General features: G+C 70.2%; 15 protein-coding genes. 3 read left to right on the plus strand and 12 right to left on the minus strand.

What is annotated here, in order from left to right:
• Window positions 1–27 precede the first annotated feature (27 nt).
• The 5 genes from BLV63_RS12970 to BLV63_RS12990 all read right to left on the minus strand — a co-directional run bounded on the left by BLV63_RS12970 (window position 28) and on the right by BLV63_RS12990 (window position 4,448).
• A complete protein-coding gene (locus BLV63_RS12970; RefSeq protein WP_066215311.1) occupies window positions 28–495 on the minus strand; it encodes a molybdenum cofactor biosynthesis protein MoaE in 468 nt (155 codons plus the stop codon).
• Window positions 485–979 (minus strand): MogA/MoaB family molybdenum cofactor biosynthesis protein, encoded by a 495-nt coding sequence (locus BLV63_RS12975; protein WP_066215309.1) that lies wholly within the window; start codon window positions 977–979, stop codon window positions 485–487. The genes BLV63_RS12970 and BLV63_RS12975 overlap by 11 nt, the downstream gene beginning before the upstream one ends.
• On the minus strand, window positions 976–1,467 hold the full coding sequence (gene moaC, locus BLV63_RS12980; RefSeq protein WP_107002017.1) for a cyclic pyranopterin monophosphate synthase MoaC: 492 nt from the start codon (window positions 1,465–1,467) through the stop codon (window positions 976–978). Before moaC ends, BLV63_RS12975 begins: the two co-directional genes overlap by 4 nt.
• Window positions 1,464–2,699, minus strand: coding sequence for a molybdopterin molybdotransferase MoeA (locus BLV63_RS12985; RefSeq protein ID WP_066215304.1), 1,236 nt, complete (start codon window positions 2,697–2,699; stop codon window positions 1,464–1,466). Before BLV63_RS12985 ends, moaC begins: the two co-directional genes overlap by 4 nt.
• A 117-nt stretch (window positions 2,700–2,816) precedes the next feature.
• Entirely contained in the window at window positions 2,817–4,448 is a 1,632-nt protein-coding gene (locus BLV63_RS12990) for a molybdopterin-dependent oxidoreductase (protein ID WP_066215301.1), read from the minus strand.
• A gap of 147 nt (window positions 4,449–4,595) precedes the next feature.
• On the opposite strand from BLV63_RS12990, the gene moaA reads away from it, so the two are divergent.
• Together moaA and BLV63_RS13000 are read left to right on the plus strand one after the other, a co-directional pair.
• Window positions 4,596–5,672, plus strand: a complete 1,077-nt coding sequence (gene moaA, locus BLV63_RS12995) for a GTP 3',8-cyclase MoaA (protein ID WP_066215403.1) — start codon at window positions 4,596–4,598, stop codon at window positions 5,670–5,672.
• Window positions 5,673–5,704: 32 nt separating this feature from the next.
• Complete coding sequence (locus BLV63_RS13000) at window positions 5,705–6,016, plus strand: MoaD/ThiS family protein (RefSeq protein WP_217640452.1); 312 nt, start codon at window positions 5,705–5,707, stop codon at window positions 6,014–6,016.
• Between the two features lie 157 nt (window positions 6,017–6,173).
• On the opposite strand, the gene BLV63_RS13005 is transcribed toward BLV63_RS13000, so the two are convergent.
• The 3 genes from BLV63_RS13005 to rpsO form a co-directional block, all read right to left on the minus strand.
• Complete coding sequence (locus tag BLV63_RS13005) at window positions 6,174–7,514, minus strand: M16 family metallopeptidase (RefSeq protein WP_066215299.1); 1,341 nt, start codon at window positions 7,512–7,514, stop codon at window positions 6,174–6,176.
• Window positions 7,515–7,517: 3 nt separating this feature from the next.
• Window positions 7,518–9,737, minus strand: coding sequence for a polyribonucleotide nucleotidyltransferase (locus BLV63_RS13010; protein ID WP_066215297.1), 2,220 nt, complete (start codon window positions 9,735–9,737; stop codon window positions 7,518–7,520).
• Between the two features lie 252 nt (window positions 9,738–9,989).
• The gene (rpsO, locus tag BLV63_RS13015) at window positions 9,990–10,259 is read right to left on the minus strand and encodes a 30S ribosomal protein S15 (RefSeq protein ID WP_066215295.1); all 270 of its coding nucleotides are present in this window, start codon (window positions 10,257–10,259) and stop codon (window positions 9,990–9,992) included.
• A 218-nt stretch (window positions 10,260–10,477) separates the two neighbouring features.
• Here rpsO and BLV63_RS13020 point away from each other — a divergent pair, with 218 nt between their 5' ends.
• Window positions 10,478–11,848 (plus strand): DUF2252 domain-containing protein, encoded by a 1,371-nt coding sequence (locus tag BLV63_RS13020; RefSeq protein ID WP_066215294.1) that lies wholly within the window; start codon window positions 10,478–10,480, stop codon window positions 11,846–11,848.
• Here the strand turns inward: BLV63_RS13020 and BLV63_RS13025 are convergent, their stop codons facing one another.
• From BLV63_RS13025 to truB, 4 genes are all read right to left on the minus strand, one after another.
• Window positions 11,849–12,829, minus strand: a complete 981-nt coding sequence (locus tag BLV63_RS13025) for a bifunctional riboflavin kinase/FAD synthetase (RefSeq protein ID WP_066215293.1) — start codon at window positions 12,827–12,829, stop codon at window positions 11,849–11,851.
• 85 nt (window positions 12,830–12,914) lie between these two features.
• Complete coding sequence (locus BLV63_RS13030) at window positions 12,915–13,367, minus strand: hypothetical protein (protein ID WP_066215291.1); 453 nt, start codon at window positions 13,365–13,367, stop codon at window positions 12,915–12,917.
• Between the two features lie 15 nt (window positions 13,368–13,382).
• Window positions 13,383–13,736, minus strand: a complete 354-nt coding sequence (locus BLV63_RS13035) for a hypothetical protein (protein ID WP_066215289.1) — start codon at window positions 13,734–13,736, stop codon at window positions 13,383–13,385.
• The gene (truB, locus tag BLV63_RS13040; RefSeq protein WP_074784294.1) at window positions 13,736–14,668 is read right to left on the minus strand and encodes a tRNA pseudouridine(55) synthase TruB; all 933 of its coding nucleotides are present in this window, start codon (window positions 14,666–14,668) and stop codon (window positions 13,736–13,738) included. Before truB ends, BLV63_RS13035 begins: the two co-directional genes overlap by 1 nt.
• Window positions 14,669–14,846 lie beyond the last annotated feature (178 nt).

The following is a 14,846-nucleotide window of genomic DNA, read 5'->3' on the forward strand; positions in this document are numbered from 1 at the left end:
GGGGACGGCCCCCTCAGACGCGGAGCCTCAGACGCCCACCCATTCGACGGTCCCGTCCGAGAAGAACTGTTCCTTCCAGATCGGCACCTCCGCCTTGACGCGCTCCACGATGTCCGAGCACAGGGCGAACGCCTCGCGACGGTGCGGCGTGGCGACGGCGCACACCAGCGCCGCATCGCCGATCGAAAGGGCCCCCACGCGGTGCGACACCCAGAGCGTCGCCTCGCCGTGGGTGTCCCCGAGCTCGGCGACGATCCGGTCGAGGGCCTCCTGCGCGCTGGGATGCGCCGAGTAGTTGAGACGGTCCACGGAACGGCCGCCGTCATGGTCCCGGACCACGCCGCAGAAGGTCACGACGGCGCCGGCCCGGTCGTGCGACACGGCGTCCAGGGCCATGTCGGCGGAGATCGGCGCGGAGCTCAGTTCCGCGAACAGGACGCGGGCGTGCTGGGCCGGCCGTGCGTTCTCAGTGGGCTGTGCATTTTCAGTGGTCATGGTGTTCTCCCTGGGCCTGGGCGCAGATGTGGCTGATGAGGGGGTCGAGGACGCCGAGGCCGTCCATGACGCCCTTCGGGGAGCCCGGCAGGTTGACCACCAGGCAGTCGCCGGCCAGGCCGGCGTACCCCCGGCTCAGGGCGGCGAACGGGGTCTTGGCGAGCCCGACCGCACGGATCGCCTCCATGAGACCGGGCACCTGCCGGTCCAGGAGGGGGAGGGTCTCCTCCGGGGTGAGGTCATCCGGGGTCAGGCCGGTGCCCCCGGTGGTGATCACGACGGCGGATCCCACCTGCACGAGCGCGCGGAGAGCGGCGCCCACGGCGGCGCCGTCGGGCACCACGAGCGGTTCGCCCACCTCGAAGCCGTGCTCCCGCAGCCAGTCCACCAGCACCGGACCGGTCAGGTCTTCGGCGAGTCCCGCCGCGGCGCTCGTGGACGCCACCACCACTCCTGCGCGATTCTTCCTCAGTCCGTGGCTCATCGCGTCCAGTCCCCGCTCTTGCCGCCGCTCTTCGCGAGCACCTGGATGTCCGTGATGACCGCGTGCTTGTCCACGGCCTTGATCATGTCGTAGACGCCGAGTGCCGCGACGCTCGCCGCCGTGAGGGCCTCCATCTCCACCCCGGTCACGCCGCGCGTCTTGACCAGCGCTTCGATGCGGACGGCATCCTCCAGGAGCTCGAAGTCCACCGTGACCTTGGAGATCGGCAGCGGATGACACAACGGCACGAGTTCCGGCGTCTTCTTCGCGGCCATGATGCCGGCGACGCGGGCCACGGCGAGCGCGTCGCCCTTGGGCAGACCGCCCTCCCCGAGCAGCCGCAGGACCTCGGGCGTGGTCCGGAGCACTGCCTGGGCCGTGGCCACGCGCGTGGTCTCCTCCTTGGCTGAGACATCGACCATGTGGGCGCTGCCGTCGGCCCGGACATGGGTCAGCTGAGGGCCGTCTCCGGCCTGGGGTTGCGTCATACGATCCATACTTCCACTTCGGCGCCGTCGTCGGCGCGCTCGAGGCCCACCGGGAGGTGGACCAGACAATCGGCCTGTGCCAGGGCGTGCAGGAGGTGCGATCCGGCGCCGCCTTCGAGCCGGACCCGTCCGTCCCGCAGGGCGCCTCGCCGGACCTGGTGCTTGCCCGCCGGGCTGTCCGCGGCGCCCTCGAGCACGGCCCGGACGCTCGGACGCGGGCCGGCCAGGAGGGGGCGGAGGAACATCTCGAAGGAAACGAGGGAACTCACGGGGTTGCCCGGGAATCCGAGGAACGGCACGGTGCCGCTGGCAATGGTCACGGCGCCCAGGGCCTGGGGCCCGCCCGGCTGCAGCGCGACCGAGACGAACTCCACTCCGCCCTCGAGGCCCTGTTTGACCACTTCGAAGGCCCCCTGGCTGATACCGCCCGTGCTCACGACCAGGTCGACCCCGTCGAGCCGGGCGAGCGCGGCCCGAAGCCCTTCCGGGCTGTCCTCCTGCGCCTGAACGGTCAGGACCGCTGCGCCGGCGTCCTCGAGCGCGGCCGCGAGCATGGGACCGTTCGAATCGTAGATCCGCCCGGGAGGCAGGGTCTCCCCCGGCTGCACCAGCTCATCGCCGGTGCTGAGCACCGCGACGCGCAGTGCGTCACGCACTGGAACGTCCACCAGGCCGAGGGCGGCGAGCAGCGCGATCTGAGCCGCTCCCAGGCGCACCCCCGGCTCCAGCACGGTGGTCCCCCGCGTGACATCGCTCCCCTGGGCGCGGACGAACTGCCCTGCCGGCGCCTCCGGCAGGGTCACCTCCTCGCCGGTCGCCACGAAGCGCGGCGGATCGGCGGCTTCCACGGGCACGACGGCGTCCGCCCAGGCCGGCAGCATGGCGCCGGTCATGATCGGGGCGGCGGCGCGCGGGCCGGGTTCCGGTGCGAGCGCCGCCTCGGCGTGGCCCGCCGCGATCGTCGCCACGGCCGTCACCCGCCCCGGAAGATCGGCGGACCGGACGGCATACCCGTCCATCTGGGAGTTGTCGAAGGGCGGAAGGTCCAGGGGCGCGATCACAGGCCGGGCCAGCACCCGTCCACGGGCCTCCGGGAGCGGCACGGTGACGGCGTCCCGGCCCAGGCGTTCCAGCGCGGGATGCAGAAGGTCCCGGACGGCGGCCGCATGGTCGTCGACGCTCCGCCGGCCCCGGGAGGCGCGCGGAGCGGACGGCTCGGAATGCGAAGTCATGGCCCCATTGTGGCAGGCCGCAGCCGGTCCCGGGCCACCGCCGAGGATCCGGCTCGGACGACACGGCGCCGGTGGTCCGGCATCACCGCACGGGCATCGCGCTCCGGACGCACGCTGTCATCCGACCCGGAAGGTGATCGTGTGGAGGCCGCTGGAACCGTTCGGCGCCGGGGGCGCCAGGTCCGTCGACTGGGGCCGGCCGTCCCGGCCCGTCATGCGGACCGTGAGCCGGTGCTCGCCCCCAGCGGGAGCTCCTCCGGTCAGCGCGGCGACGGGCAGTGACCACTGCCGCCAGGAGTCCGTGCCGCCGTCGCCGCCCAGGCGCGCGGGCTGCCACGCGCCGTCGTCGAGCCGCACGTCCACGGAGGCCACGCCGGTGCCCTGGGCCCAGGCCACACCCCCGATGACGCCGTCCCCTGGGACGGTCGCGCCCTGGCGAGGCGTGTCGATCCGGCTGGACCGCTTGATGGGACCGTGGTCGGACCAGCCGCGGGACGTCCAGTACGCCATGTCCTGAGCGAACGTCGTGACCTTGAGCTCGGTGACCCACTTGGTCGCGGAGACGTAGCCGTACAGGCCGGGCACCACGAGCCGGACCGGGAAGCCGTGTTCGGGAGGCAGCGGCTGGCCGTTCATGCCGATCGCCAGCAACGCGCCGCGCGCGTCGCTCAACGCCTCGAGCGGCGTGCTGGCGGTGAAGCCGTCCACACTCGTGGAGAGGACCATGTCGGCGCCCGGCCGCACCCCTGCCTGCGCGAGCAGTTCCCGCACGGGCCAGCCGAGCCAGCGGGCGTTCCCCACGAGGTCGCCACCCACCTCGTTGGACACGCAGGCGAGGGTCACGTCCAGTTCGCGCAGTGGCTTGGCGAGCAGCTCGTCGAAGCTGAGCGTGACCTCCCGCTCGACCAGCCCGGTGACTTTGAGAGTCCAGGTGGCGGGGTCCACGAAGGGCACCACCAGTGCGGTGTCGATCCGGTAGAACTCGCCGTTCGGGGTGGACCACGGCGAGATGCCCGGCACGGGGAGATCGGCCGGAGCGGGCGGCGCGGCCTTCGCCGACGCCGGGAGTTTCAGGGCCGCTCGCGCTGTCTGGTAGCCGTTCCGGGCACCGCGCGCCACGGCCGTCCCCGCCGCGAGGACGGCGACCCCCACGGCGCTCGCACCGACCGCGCCGAGGAACCGGCGGCGGCTGCTCGCGGGATCCACCGCCTCCCCCTCGGTTCCGCGCGCCGGCTCCGTCCGGGAACCGCTCCGCGCCCAGTCGCCGAGCCGCGTGATCAGGAGGGACAGCACGACGGCGGCCACCACGCCGGACAGCAGGCCCAGCACCGCCGGTACGGCGCCGCCGTCGGGCCTCACAGCTCCTGCCCACGCCGCCACGACCCCGACCGCGGCCACCAGCAGGACGCCGACCCGGCGACGACGGAATTCCAGGATCCCGGCCAGCGCCGCCAGCAGCCCGGCGATGACGCGCATGAGGATTCCGAACACGGTCTTGTCCGAGGTGCCGAAGCTGGCGATGGCCCACTCCTTGACCGGTGCGGGAACGGCGTCGATCACCATCCCGCCCACGGCGTTCAAGGGTGTCAGCGAGGGGCTCAGCCACGTGCTGAGGAACTCCCCCACGAGCACTCCGGTCCCCACGGCGAGCAGACCGCACACGGCGGCCGGCACCGTCACCCGCCAGCCCGGAGACCAGCCGGAGCGTGAAGCCGCCGGGGATTCCGGAGAGGGCGAGGCACCGTTCATTTCTCCAGAGTAGGCCGGTGCCACCGATCAAGAGCAGGGGATCGGCAGTTATGACAAGACTGAAACATCCTGGTGCCGTCCGGCTGGCGTAGGGTGAAAGACATGGAGAACACCGCACATGATGCGGGCGTGCGCGTAGCCCTCGGCATGCCCGGGCTTCCCCCTGCCGTGCGGGACGGCGGCCCGTCGCCGATGCCTGACCACAGCGGTCTTCTGGACCGCTTCGGGCGCCTCGCGACCGACCTCCGGGTCTCGCTGATCGACAAGTGCAATCTGCGCTGCACGTACTGCATGCCCGCCAACGGACTCGACTGGATGGCGAAGGACCGCCTCATGACCCAGGACGAGATCCGCCGCCTGGTGCGGCTGGCCGTGGAACGCCTCGGCGTGCGCGAACTGCGTCTGACCGGCGGCGAGCCGCTGGTCCGGGCCGATCTGGTGGAGATCATCGCGGGACTGCGTTCCGACCATCCCGAGCTGCCGATCTCGATGACCACGAACGCCGTCGGCCTGGAATCACGGGCGCAGGCGCTCCGGGACGCCGGGCTGAGCAGGATCAACGTCTCGCTCGACTCCATCCACCCCGAAACCTTCGCCACGCTGACCCGGCGCAACTTCCTGGACCAGGTGTTGCGCGGCGTCGAAGCCGCCGCGCAGGCCGGGCTGACCCCCCTGAAGCTCAACGCGGTCCTCATGCGCGGCCTCAATGATCACCAGGCGCCGGATCTGCTGGCCTGGGCGCTGGAACACGGCTACGAGCTGCGGTTCATCGAGCAGATGCCGCTGGACGCGGACCACATCTGGCAGCGCGAACAGCTCATCACCGCCGCCCAGACCCGGGAGATCATCGAGGAGCGGTTCGACCTCGGACCGGACCCCCGCCAGCGCGACGGCGCCCCGGCGGAACGGTTCACGGTGTTCTCCCGGGAGACCGGTGAGGCGCTCGGCACGGTGGGCATCATCGCGTCCGTGACGGAGCCGTTCTGCTCCGATTGCCGGCGCACCCGCCTCACCGCCGAGGGCAAGGTCATGAGCTGCCTGTTCTCCCGTGAGGAGTTCGACCTCCTCGGGCCGCTCCGTTCCGGTGCGGACGACGACGAGCTGGTCCGCCGCTGGCAGGAGGCCATGTGGGTCAAGCCGAAGGCCCACGGCATGGGCCATGTGGGCCTCGACGCCCCCGATTTCGTGCAGCCGGACCGCTCCATGAGCGCCATCGGCGGCTGAGTCACGCAGAGTCACCCAGGAGAACAGAACAGATGATCACGGTACGGTACTTCGCCGCGGCCAAGGCGGCCGCCGGACTGGACGAGGAGCGGATCGACACCGCGGCATTCACCCCCACGGACGACGACGGCGCGGCCCCCTCCGCGGCCCCGTTCACCCTGGGCGCGCTCCTGGAGACCCTCCAGCGGCTCGAGCGCCCCGGCGCCACCCCTGACGCCCCGGAACTCTCCCGGGTCCTGTCCCGGAGCTCGTTCCTCATCAACGGCGTGGCCGCGAAGGACCACGCCAAGCCCCTCTCCGCCGGCGACACGGTGGACGTCCTCCCACCCTTCGCCGGCGGCTGAGCACCACCCGACGACCCGAAGACATCCGGAAAAGCACAGCGCGGAGCAAGGATCTGCGGCAGCCTGCATAAAAGGGCCCCACGGCCCTGACCACGGCGTGTGGTGACCACGCCGCCGTGGGAATAGCAGGCAGAGCAGATCGTTGCTCCGCGCTTCGTTAAAGCCCGAACGTCTCCGACTCGTCGAACGGTCCGACGACGGTGATGGTGCGGGGACGCCCGGCCATGTCCCGCGCCAGCTGCAGGACCTCGTCCGCGGTCACGGCGTCGATCCGTGCGAGCGTGTCGTCGATGCTCTGGAACTCGCCGGACACGAGCTCCGCACGGCCCAGGCGGGACATCCGGGAGCCGGTGTCCTCCAGGGCCAGCACGATCCCGCCGGAAAGCTGGCCCTTGGCCTTGCTCAGTTCCGACTCCGTGATGCCGTGTTCCGCGAGCTTGTCCAGTTCGGCCTGGAGCAGGGTGATGACCTGCCCTACCTTGGCCGGGCTGCAGCCCGCGTACAGACCGAAGTAGCCCGTGTCCGCGTAGCTCGACGAGAAGGAGTACGTGGAGTACACCAGGCCCTTCTTCTCGCGGATCTCCTGGAACAGACGGGAGGACATGCCACCGCCGAGCACGGAGTTCAGCACGCTCATGACGTAACGGCGGGAGTCGCCGGCCACCAGCCCCGGGCAGCCCAGGATGATGTTGGCCTGCTCCACCTGACGCTTCACCACGGCGAGGCCCGGCTGCCCGGAGATCTCGGCCGCCACCGAGGACCGGCGCGGCTTCGGCGCGGTGCCCTGTGTCATCGGCCAGCCGGCGGACCGGAGAGCCTCCTCCACGAGCGAGCAGACGACGTCGTGGTCCAGACCGCCGGCGGCGGTGACCACGAGTTCCTGGGGACGGTAGTGCTGCTGGTAGTGCTCCCACACCGAGTCCCGCGCCACGGCGCGGATGGCTTCGGGAGTGCCGCCGATCGGGCGGCCCAGCGGATGCTCGCCGAGGACGGCGGACACGAAGTGCTCGTGCGCCACATCGGTGGGATCGTCCGCGTCCATGGCGATCTCTTCGAGGATGACCTCGCGCTCCTGCTCGAGCTCCTCGGGGTCGAGGACGGCGCCGGTGATCATGTCCGCGATGACGTCGATCGCCATCGGCAGATCACGGTCGAGCACGCGGGCGTAGTAGCAGGTGCTCTCCTTCGCGGTGGCCGCGTTGGATTCGCCGCCCACCTCGTCGAAGGCGGAGGCGATCTCCAGAGCGGTCCGGCGTCGGGTGCCCTTGAAGAGCAGGTGCTCGAGGAAGTGGGTGGAGCCGTGCTGGCCGCCCACCTCGTCGCGGGAGCCCACGCCGACCCAGAAGCCGATGGTCGCGGAGCGCTGCCCCGGCATGGATTCGGTGAGGACGCGGACGCCGCCCGGGAGGATGGTCCGGCGGACTTCTGCCCCATCATGGGCGTGGAGCAGGACCGGACGGCCATGCTCCACGCTCAGAGGCAGCTCAGTGGCTGCCATGTACTACTCGCCAGCCGGGGCTTCGGCCTCGTCCTCAACCACCGGGGAGAGGGAGAGCTTGCCACGGTCGTCGATCTTGGTGATCTCCACCTGGACCTTCTGGCCCACGGAGACGACGTCCTCGACGTTGTCCACGCGCTTGCCACCGGCCAGCTTGCGCAGCTCGGTGACGTGCAGGAGGCCGTCCTTGCCCGGGGTGAGGGAGACGAACGCGCCGAACGTGGTGGTCTTGACCACGGTGCCCAGGTAACGCTCACCGACCTCAGGGATCTGCGGGTTCGCGATGGCGTTGATCGCGGAACGGGCAGCCTCGGCGGACGGGCCGTTGGTGGCGCCGATGTAGACGGTGCCGTCGTCCTCGATGGAGATGTCCGCGCCGGTGTCCTCCTGGATCTGGTTGATCATCTTGCCCTTGGGGCCGATGACCTCACCGATCTTGTCCACGGGGATCTTCACGGCGATGACGCGCGGAGCGAACTCGGAGAGCTCGTCCGGGGTGTCGATCGCGGCGTTGAGCACGTCGAGGATGTGGAGGCGGGCCTCGCGGGCCTGCTTCAGAGCGGCGGCCAGCACGGAGGCGGGGATGCCGTCCAGCTTGGTGTCGAGCTGGATGGCCGTGACGAACTCACGGGTGCCGGCGACCTTGAAGTCCATGTCGCCGAAGGCGTCTTCGGCGCCGAGGATGTCGGTCAGGGCCGCGTAGCGGGTCTGACCGTCGACCTCGTCGGACACCAGGCCCATGGCGATGCCGGCGACGGGGGCCTTCAGCGGCACACCGGCGTTCAGGAGGGACAGGGTGGAGGCACAGACGGAACCCATCGACGTCGAGCCGTTGGAGCCGAGAGCCTCGGACACCTGACGGATCGCGTAGGGGAACTCCTCGCGGCTCGGCAGCACCGGCACCAGGGCGCGCTCGGCGAGAGCGCCGTGGCCGATTTCGCGGCGCTTCGGGGAACCGACGCGGCCGGTCTCACCGGTGGAGTACGGCGGGAAGTTGTAGTTGTGCATGTAGCGCTTGGTCTTCTCCGGCGACAGGGAGTCGATCTGCTGCTCCATCTTGAGCATGTTCAGCGTGGTGACACCCATGATCTGGGTCTCGCCGCGCTCGAAGATGGCGGAACCGTGCACGCGGGGCAGGACCTCGACCTCGGCGGTGAGCTGACGGATGTCCGTCAGGCCACGGCCGTCGATGCGGACCTGGTCCTTCAGGATGCGCTGACGCACGACCTGCTTGGTGACGGAGCGGAAGGCTGCGGACAGCTCCTTCTCGCGGCCCTCGAACTGCTCGGACAGAGCGGCGACCACTTCGTCCTTGAGAGCGTCGGAAGCGGCGTCGCGCTCCTGCTTGTCCGCGATCTGGAAGACCTCGGCCAGGCGGGTCGCAGCGGCGGCCTCGACGGCGGCGAACACGTCGTCCTGGTAGTCCAGGAACACGGGGAACTCGACCGTGGGCTTGGCGGCGCGGGCGGCCAGGTCGGCCTGTGCCTCGCACAGGGCCTTGATGAACGGCTTGGCGGCCTCGAGGCCCTCGGCCACGACCTCTTCGGTCGGGGCCGTGGCGCCCTGTTCCTTGATGAGGTTCCAGGAGTTGTCGGTGGCCTCGGCCTCGACCATCATGATCGCGACGTCGTCACCGGCGATGCGGCCGGCCACGACCATGTCGAACACGGCGTTCTCGAGCTGGGAGTGCTTCGGGAAGGCGACCCACTGGGTGCCCTGCTCATCGGCGATCAGCGCGACGCGGACGCCGCCGATCGGGCCGGAGAACGGCAGGCCGGAGAGCTGGGTGGACATGGAGGACGCGTTGATGGCGACCACGTCGTAGAGCTCGTCCGGGTTGATCGCCAGAACGGTGACGACGATCTGGACCTCGTTGCGCAGGCCCTTCACGAAGGCCGGGCGCAGCGGGCGGTCCATTAGACGGCAGGCCAGGATGGCTTCCGTGGACGGACGGCCTTCGCGGCGGAAGAAGCTGCCGGGGATGCGGCCGGCGGCGTACATGCGCTCTTCCACATCGACGGTGAGCGGGAAGAAGTCGAAGCCCTCACGCGGGTGCTTGCCCGCGGTGGTGGCGGAGAGCAGGGCGGTGTCATCGTCGATGTACACCATGGCCGCACCTGCGGCCTGCTTGGCCAGACGGCCGGTTTCAAAGCGGATCACGCGCTGGCCGAATCGGCCGTTGTCGATGATCGCTTCGGAGAACTGGATCTCGGGACCCTCCAAGGGTCACCTCCGTTTCATGTGTGAAAACCGTCCGCTCCAGCCCAGGGGCGGCGTCGCCGTCCTGTACGTCACCCGGTCTTCGATCGAGACTCTCGGGCCCAGGGCTTCGGGGCCCGTCCCGCGAGTCACTACCGAGGACCGCGAATGCGCGGATCCGGAAGGTCTTCTGCTGATGTGCTTTTCTGTCGAACTCAGTTTTCGCCAGTGCCGCAGGAAGCGGCCCACTCGAGGAGCGGGCCGCTTCCGGACCAACTAGCGGCGCAGGCCGAGACGCTCGATGAGCGAACGGTAGCGGTTGATGTCGGTGTCGTGCAGGTAACGCAGCATGCGCTTGCGGCGACCGACCAGAGCCATGAGGCCACGGCGGGTGTGGTGGTCGTGCTTGTGGAACTTCAGGTGCTCCGTCAGGTCAGAGATGCGCTTGGACAGCACAGCGATTTGAACCTCGGGGGAACCGGTGTCACCCTCGTGGGTGGCGAATTCCTGGATGATCTGCGTCTTTACGGCGGCGTCAAGTGCCACAGTGAACTCCTATGAGTTGTGCCGTGAGGCCCGGACAGAAAATCACTGCCGGGTAGCCGCCTGCCGCCGAGGCGGGCAGGCAACGGATTCGGCAACCACGGACTGCAGCCGAATCCACCTGTCATTCTATCGTCATCCGCCGTACCTTGTCGAAAGGCGGGGCGGGATCGACGGAGGCGCCGCTTGTCCGGAGCGAAGGCGGCCACCAGACTGTCCTCATGGAGCCTGCACGCGCGACCCTCACGGAACAGCTCACCGCCGGCCGGGCGGCCCGGTCATCCCATCCCCGCCGGGAACTGGCGCGGCTCACCACGGACGGCAGGGAGCCGCTGGACATCCTCGACCGGCAGAACGCGACGCGGGTGCCCGCCCTGGTCCCACTGCGCGAGGAGAGGATGGCGGCCTCACCGTTCGCCTTCTACCGCGGGGCCGCAGCCGTGATGGCCGCGGACCTCGCCCGCGACCGGCACAGCGGGATCCTGGTGGCCTCCTGCGGCGACGCCCACCTCGCCAACTTCGGGTTCTACGCTTCCCCGGAGCGAAGCCTGGTGTTCGATCTCAACGACTTCGACGAGGCCGCCTGGGCGCCGTGGGAGTGGGACCTCAAGCGCCTCGTCACAAGCCTTGTCATCGCCGGCCGGGACAGCGGACGCAGTCCGGAGGTCATCGAGAACGCCGTGCTGGCCGCCGTCGACGGCTACCGGCTGGGCCTGGACGCCGCGCTCCGGCTGAGCCCCGTGGAGCGGTACTACGCGAACGTCGACGCCGAGGAGACGCTGAGCAGGCTCTCCGGACCGTCGCGGAAGGCACTCCAGGACGCGATCACGAAGGCGCGGAAGCGGACCGCCGGGCAGGCCGCCCGCAAGCTGACCCGGAAGGGCGAGGACGGCCGCATCCGGTTCCTGGACGACCCGCCCGTCATGGAGCACGTGGATCCGTCCCTGACCCGCGATCTCAACGCGCTCTTCAAGGCCTATCAGCGCAATGCCGCGATCGACATCGCCTTCCTGGTCCAGCACTACTCGCTGGCGGACTTCGCACGCCGGGTGGTGGGCGTGGGGAGCGTCGGAACCCAGTGCTTCGTGCTGGCGCTGCAGGACTCCGCGGACGACGTCCTCATCCTGCAGGCGAAGGAGGCCCGCCGGAGCGTGCTGGCCGAGTACGGCGGGATCGCGCAGCCGCGCCCCCTGCTGGACGGGGTCGCCGAACGCGGTGAAGGCGCCCGTGTGGTCGGTCTCCAGAAGATCCTCCAGGCCTGCTCGGACCCGTTCCTGGGCCATCTGCAGGCGCCGGAAGGCGACTTCTACCTGCGGCAGTTCCGCGACATGAAGGGCGGGATCGACGCCTCGACCCTGGAGGACGGCCCGTTCCACGGATATGCCCAGGCATGCGCGCTGCTGCTGTCCCGCGCCCACTCGCAGTCTCCGGCGGCCACCCGGATCGCCGGATACCTCGGCCGGAGCCGGAAAGTGGGATCGGCCCTGCTGGACTGGTCACTCGCCTATGAGGAGGTCAACGCGGCGGACCATCGGGCGTTCGCCGAACGCCTCAAGGCCGGATCGCCCGAGCGCGGACGACCCGAAGGGTAGTCAGGCCTGGGGTGCGCCGACCCCGAGGATCTCGCGCGTCTGCGCGACGTCGAGGCACATCTGCTCCACGAGCGCCTCGGGACCGCGGTAGGCGACCATGCCGCGCAGATGGGAGACGAACTCCACCACGACGCACTGTCCATACAGGTTGAAGTTCTCCACCGGTTCGTCCGGCCGTCCGATCACGTGGGCCTCGACCTGGCGCTGGACTCCCTCGAACGTGGGGTTGGAGCCCACGGAGATGGCGGCGGGCCAGCGGGTGCCCGCTTCATCGACGAGCCACCCCGCGTAGATGCCGTCCGCGGGGACGAAGCCCGAGGAGTCGTGAGCCAGATTCGCCGTGGGGAATCCGAGTTCGCGGCCGCGGGCGGCGCCGTGGACCACTTCGCCGCGCATGCGATGCGGGCGGCCGAGCACCTCGGCGGCCTGCCCGACGTTCCCCGAGGCGAGGGCCTCCCGCACCCAGGTGGACGAACAGCGGCGGGAGAGGCCGCCGTCGTCGTCGCTGCCGTATTCGTCGATGACCTCCACCTGGAAGCCGAGTTCAGCGCCCAATTCCCGCATGGTGTCCACATCGCCGCTGTTGCCGGCGCCGAAACGGGTGTCGTGGCCGATCACGGCGCCGGAGGCCCGCAGGCCGTCCACCAGGACGTCCTGGACGAAACCGCGCGCGCTCATGGAGGCGAGCTCCGGCGTGTAATGCATGACGAGGACCGCGTCGACGCCTTCCGCGCCGAGCGCTTCGATCCGGTCCTGAAGTCCCATGATGAGTTCGGGCGCATGCTCGGGACGGTGGACCTGCGCGGGATGCGGGTTGAACGTCACGACGACGGCGCGCGCGCCACCCTCGCGGGCGGCCTCGACCAGGCGGCTGAGGACGCGGCGGTGGCCCCGGTGCACGCCGTCGAAGTTCCCGATCGTCACCACGGTGGGACCGTAAGCTTCCGGAACCTCCGAGAGGTCCCGCCAAATGTCAACCATGAGCCATCCCCTACAAGAGCGGTGTGCCGCGGCTAGCGGCCTGTCAAGAATACCGGGTGCGCGGGCGGCGGAAAGCGCCGGGCCCTCAGGCCGCGGCCGGCCGTCGCTTGTACAGCCACCAGAGGCCGAGCAGCGGCAGCAAAAGCGGCACGAAACCGTAGCCCTTGCCGAAGCCGGACCAGACGGTGTCCGCCGGGAACGCCTGGGCGTCGAAGACGCTCAGCGCGCCGACCACCAGGACGCCGAGAAGCTCCAGGCTGACGGCAACCACCGAGACCCGGAAGGATGCAGTGCCCTTCCGCGCCAGAGACACCGTCGCGACGATATAGACGACGGCGGCCAGCGCCGAGAGGAGGTAGGCGAGCGGAGCGGTGTGGAACTTGGTGGCGATCTGATACGCGGCGCGGGCGGTGGCCGCCAAGGCGAAGACGCCGTAGACGGCGATCAGCAGGCGGCCCGGACCGGTGTTCCGGGTGTTGCCCTGCTCCGGGCTCGTCTGTTCCGCGCCCGTCTGTTCCTTGTTGCTGGGGGTGGTCATCACCGAATTCTCCCTTTAGTACCAGATCTGGTTCATACGGGCGGCCATCACGAGCGCCGTCACGCCCACCACCGCCATGACGAAATTGCTCCACCGGGTCCGTTCCACCACGGACCAGTAGACGGCGCCCAGCGGCAGAACCAGGGCCGTGATCATGTAGCCCCAGAACTCCCAGGCCTCTCCGCGGATCCGCTCCCCCAGGCTCACGCGGACGATCGATCCCACCAGGTAGACGAGCAGCGCGAGCCACACGGCCCCCACGGACAGGATGGTCACGTCGTTGGGCTTCTTCCCCAGGGCGCCGGCGACGGCGCAGATCACCGTGGAGGCGACCCCCACGACGGCGATGATCCAGAAATAGACGTCCATCACCGCTCCCCCGCGGCAGACCCGGCAGACCCGGCGGGCGCCTCCGGAGCGTCCGGAGGGAAGACGAGCACGGGCTTGGCGTGTCGGCCGGAGTCGGCCAGGAGTGCCACGAGGGCGCCGTCGGGCGCGAAGGCGGCGACCGGGGCGTCGGCGGTTCCGGGCAGCGCTTCGTCGCGCGGGATGCGGCGGCCATGGGACAGATCCGCCGCCTCCTCGGCGCTGAGTTCCCGCACCGGCATCAGATCACGGGCGGCCTGCGCCAGGTCCAGGACCTGGAAGTCCTCGGCGAGCTGCTCCAGGGTCCGGGCGGCGTCGAGGGTGAACGGACCGACTTCATGGCGGCGGAGCACGGTGAGATGCCCCCCGACGCCGAGCGCTGCGCCCAGGTCACGGGCCAGAGCGCGGATGTAGGTCCCCGAGGAGCACTCCACGTCCACGTCGACGTCGATGAGGGCGCCGTCGCGGCGGATGTCCAGGACGTCGAAGCGCCGGATGGTCACGGGCCGTGCCGCCAGCGCCACGTCCTCACCGGCCCGCACGCGGGCGTAGGACCGCTCGCCGTTGACCTTGATGGCGCTGACGCTGCTGGGCACCTGCTGGATGTCACCGAGGAACGCCAGGACGGCCTCGCGGATGGACTCCTCCGTGACGGACGCGGCGTCCTGTTCGGCGGTGACCTCGCCTTCGGCATCGTCGGTCACGGTGGACTGGCCAAGGCGGATGGTGGCGGTGTAGCGCTTGCCGGTGCCCACGATGTACGTCAGGAGACGCGTCGCCTTGTTGACGCCGACCACCAGAACACCGGTCGCCATGGGGTCGAGGGTTCCGGCATGGCCCACCTTGCGGGTCCCCGCCAGCCGACGCATACGGGCCACGACATCGTGGCTCGTCCAACCCTGTGGTTTGTCCACGATCACCAGTCCCGAAAGCACGCCTTCCAGTATAGGAGGTCGCGGACCTTCCCCCGCGCCCGGGAAGCTCCCGTGAGGCTCCCCCGACGTTGTCACGAGCGGTTGCACGGCGGCCGCCCGGGCGTCTGGTCACACCCCTCCCAGCCTTCGTCATGGGGAGAGGTACCCATCGCGGCCAGGGCACGGAACATGCCACAAT

The organism is Arthrobacter woluwensis, from assembly GCF_900105345.1.
Taxonomy (GTDB): domain Bacteria; phylum Actinomycetota; class Actinomycetes; order Actinomycetales; family Micrococcaceae; genus Arthrobacter_E; species Arthrobacter_E woluwensis.

Bases quoted from the DNA above. Each gene is read 5' to 3' on its own strand.
- BLV63_RS12970 (WP_066215311.1), bottom strand. From the start codon at position 495: ATGACCACTGAAAATGCACAGCCCACTGAGAACGCACGGCCGGCCCAG.
- BLV63_RS12975 (WP_066215309.1), bottom strand. From the start codon at position 979: ATGAGCCACGGACTGAGGAAGAATCGCGCAGGAGTGGTGGTGGCGTCC.
- moaC (WP_107002017.1), bottom strand. From the start codon at position 1,467: ATGACGCAACCCCAGGCCGGAGACGGCCCTCAGCTGACCCATGTCCGG.
- BLV63_RS12985 (WP_066215304.1), bottom strand. From the start codon at position 2,699: ATGACTTCGCATTCCGAGCCGTCCGCTCCGCGCGCCTCCCGGGGCCGG.
- BLV63_RS12990 (WP_066215301.1), bottom strand. From the start codon at position 4,448: ATGAACGGTGCCTCGCCCTCTCCGGAATCCCCGGCGGCTTCACGCTCC.
- moaA (WP_066215403.1), top strand. From the start codon at position 4,596: ATGCCCGGGCTTCCCCCTGCCGTGCGGGACGGCGGCCCGTCGCCGATG.
- BLV63_RS13000 (WP_217640452.1), top strand. From the start codon at position 5,705: ATGATCACGGTACGGTACTTCGCCGCGGCCAAGGCGGCCGCCGGACTG.
- BLV63_RS13005 (WP_066215299.1), bottom strand. From the start codon at position 7,514: ATGGCAGCCACTGAGCTGCCTCTGAGCGTGGAGCATGGCCGTCCGGTC.
- BLV63_RS13020 (WP_066215294.1), top strand. From the start codon at position 10,478: ATGGAGCCTGCACGCGCGACCCTCACGGAACAGCTCACCGCCGGCCGG.
- BLV63_RS13025 (WP_066215293.1), bottom strand. From the start codon at position 12,829: ATGGTTGACATTTGGCGGGACCTCTCGGAGGTTCCGGAAGCTTACGGT.
- BLV63_RS13030 (WP_066215291.1), bottom strand. From the start codon at position 13,367: ATGACCACCCCCAGCAACAAGGAACAGACGGGCGCGGAACAGACGAGC.
- BLV63_RS13035 (WP_066215289.1), bottom strand. From the start codon at position 13,736: ATGGACGTCTATTTCTGGATCATCGCCGTCGTGGGGGTCGCCTCCACG.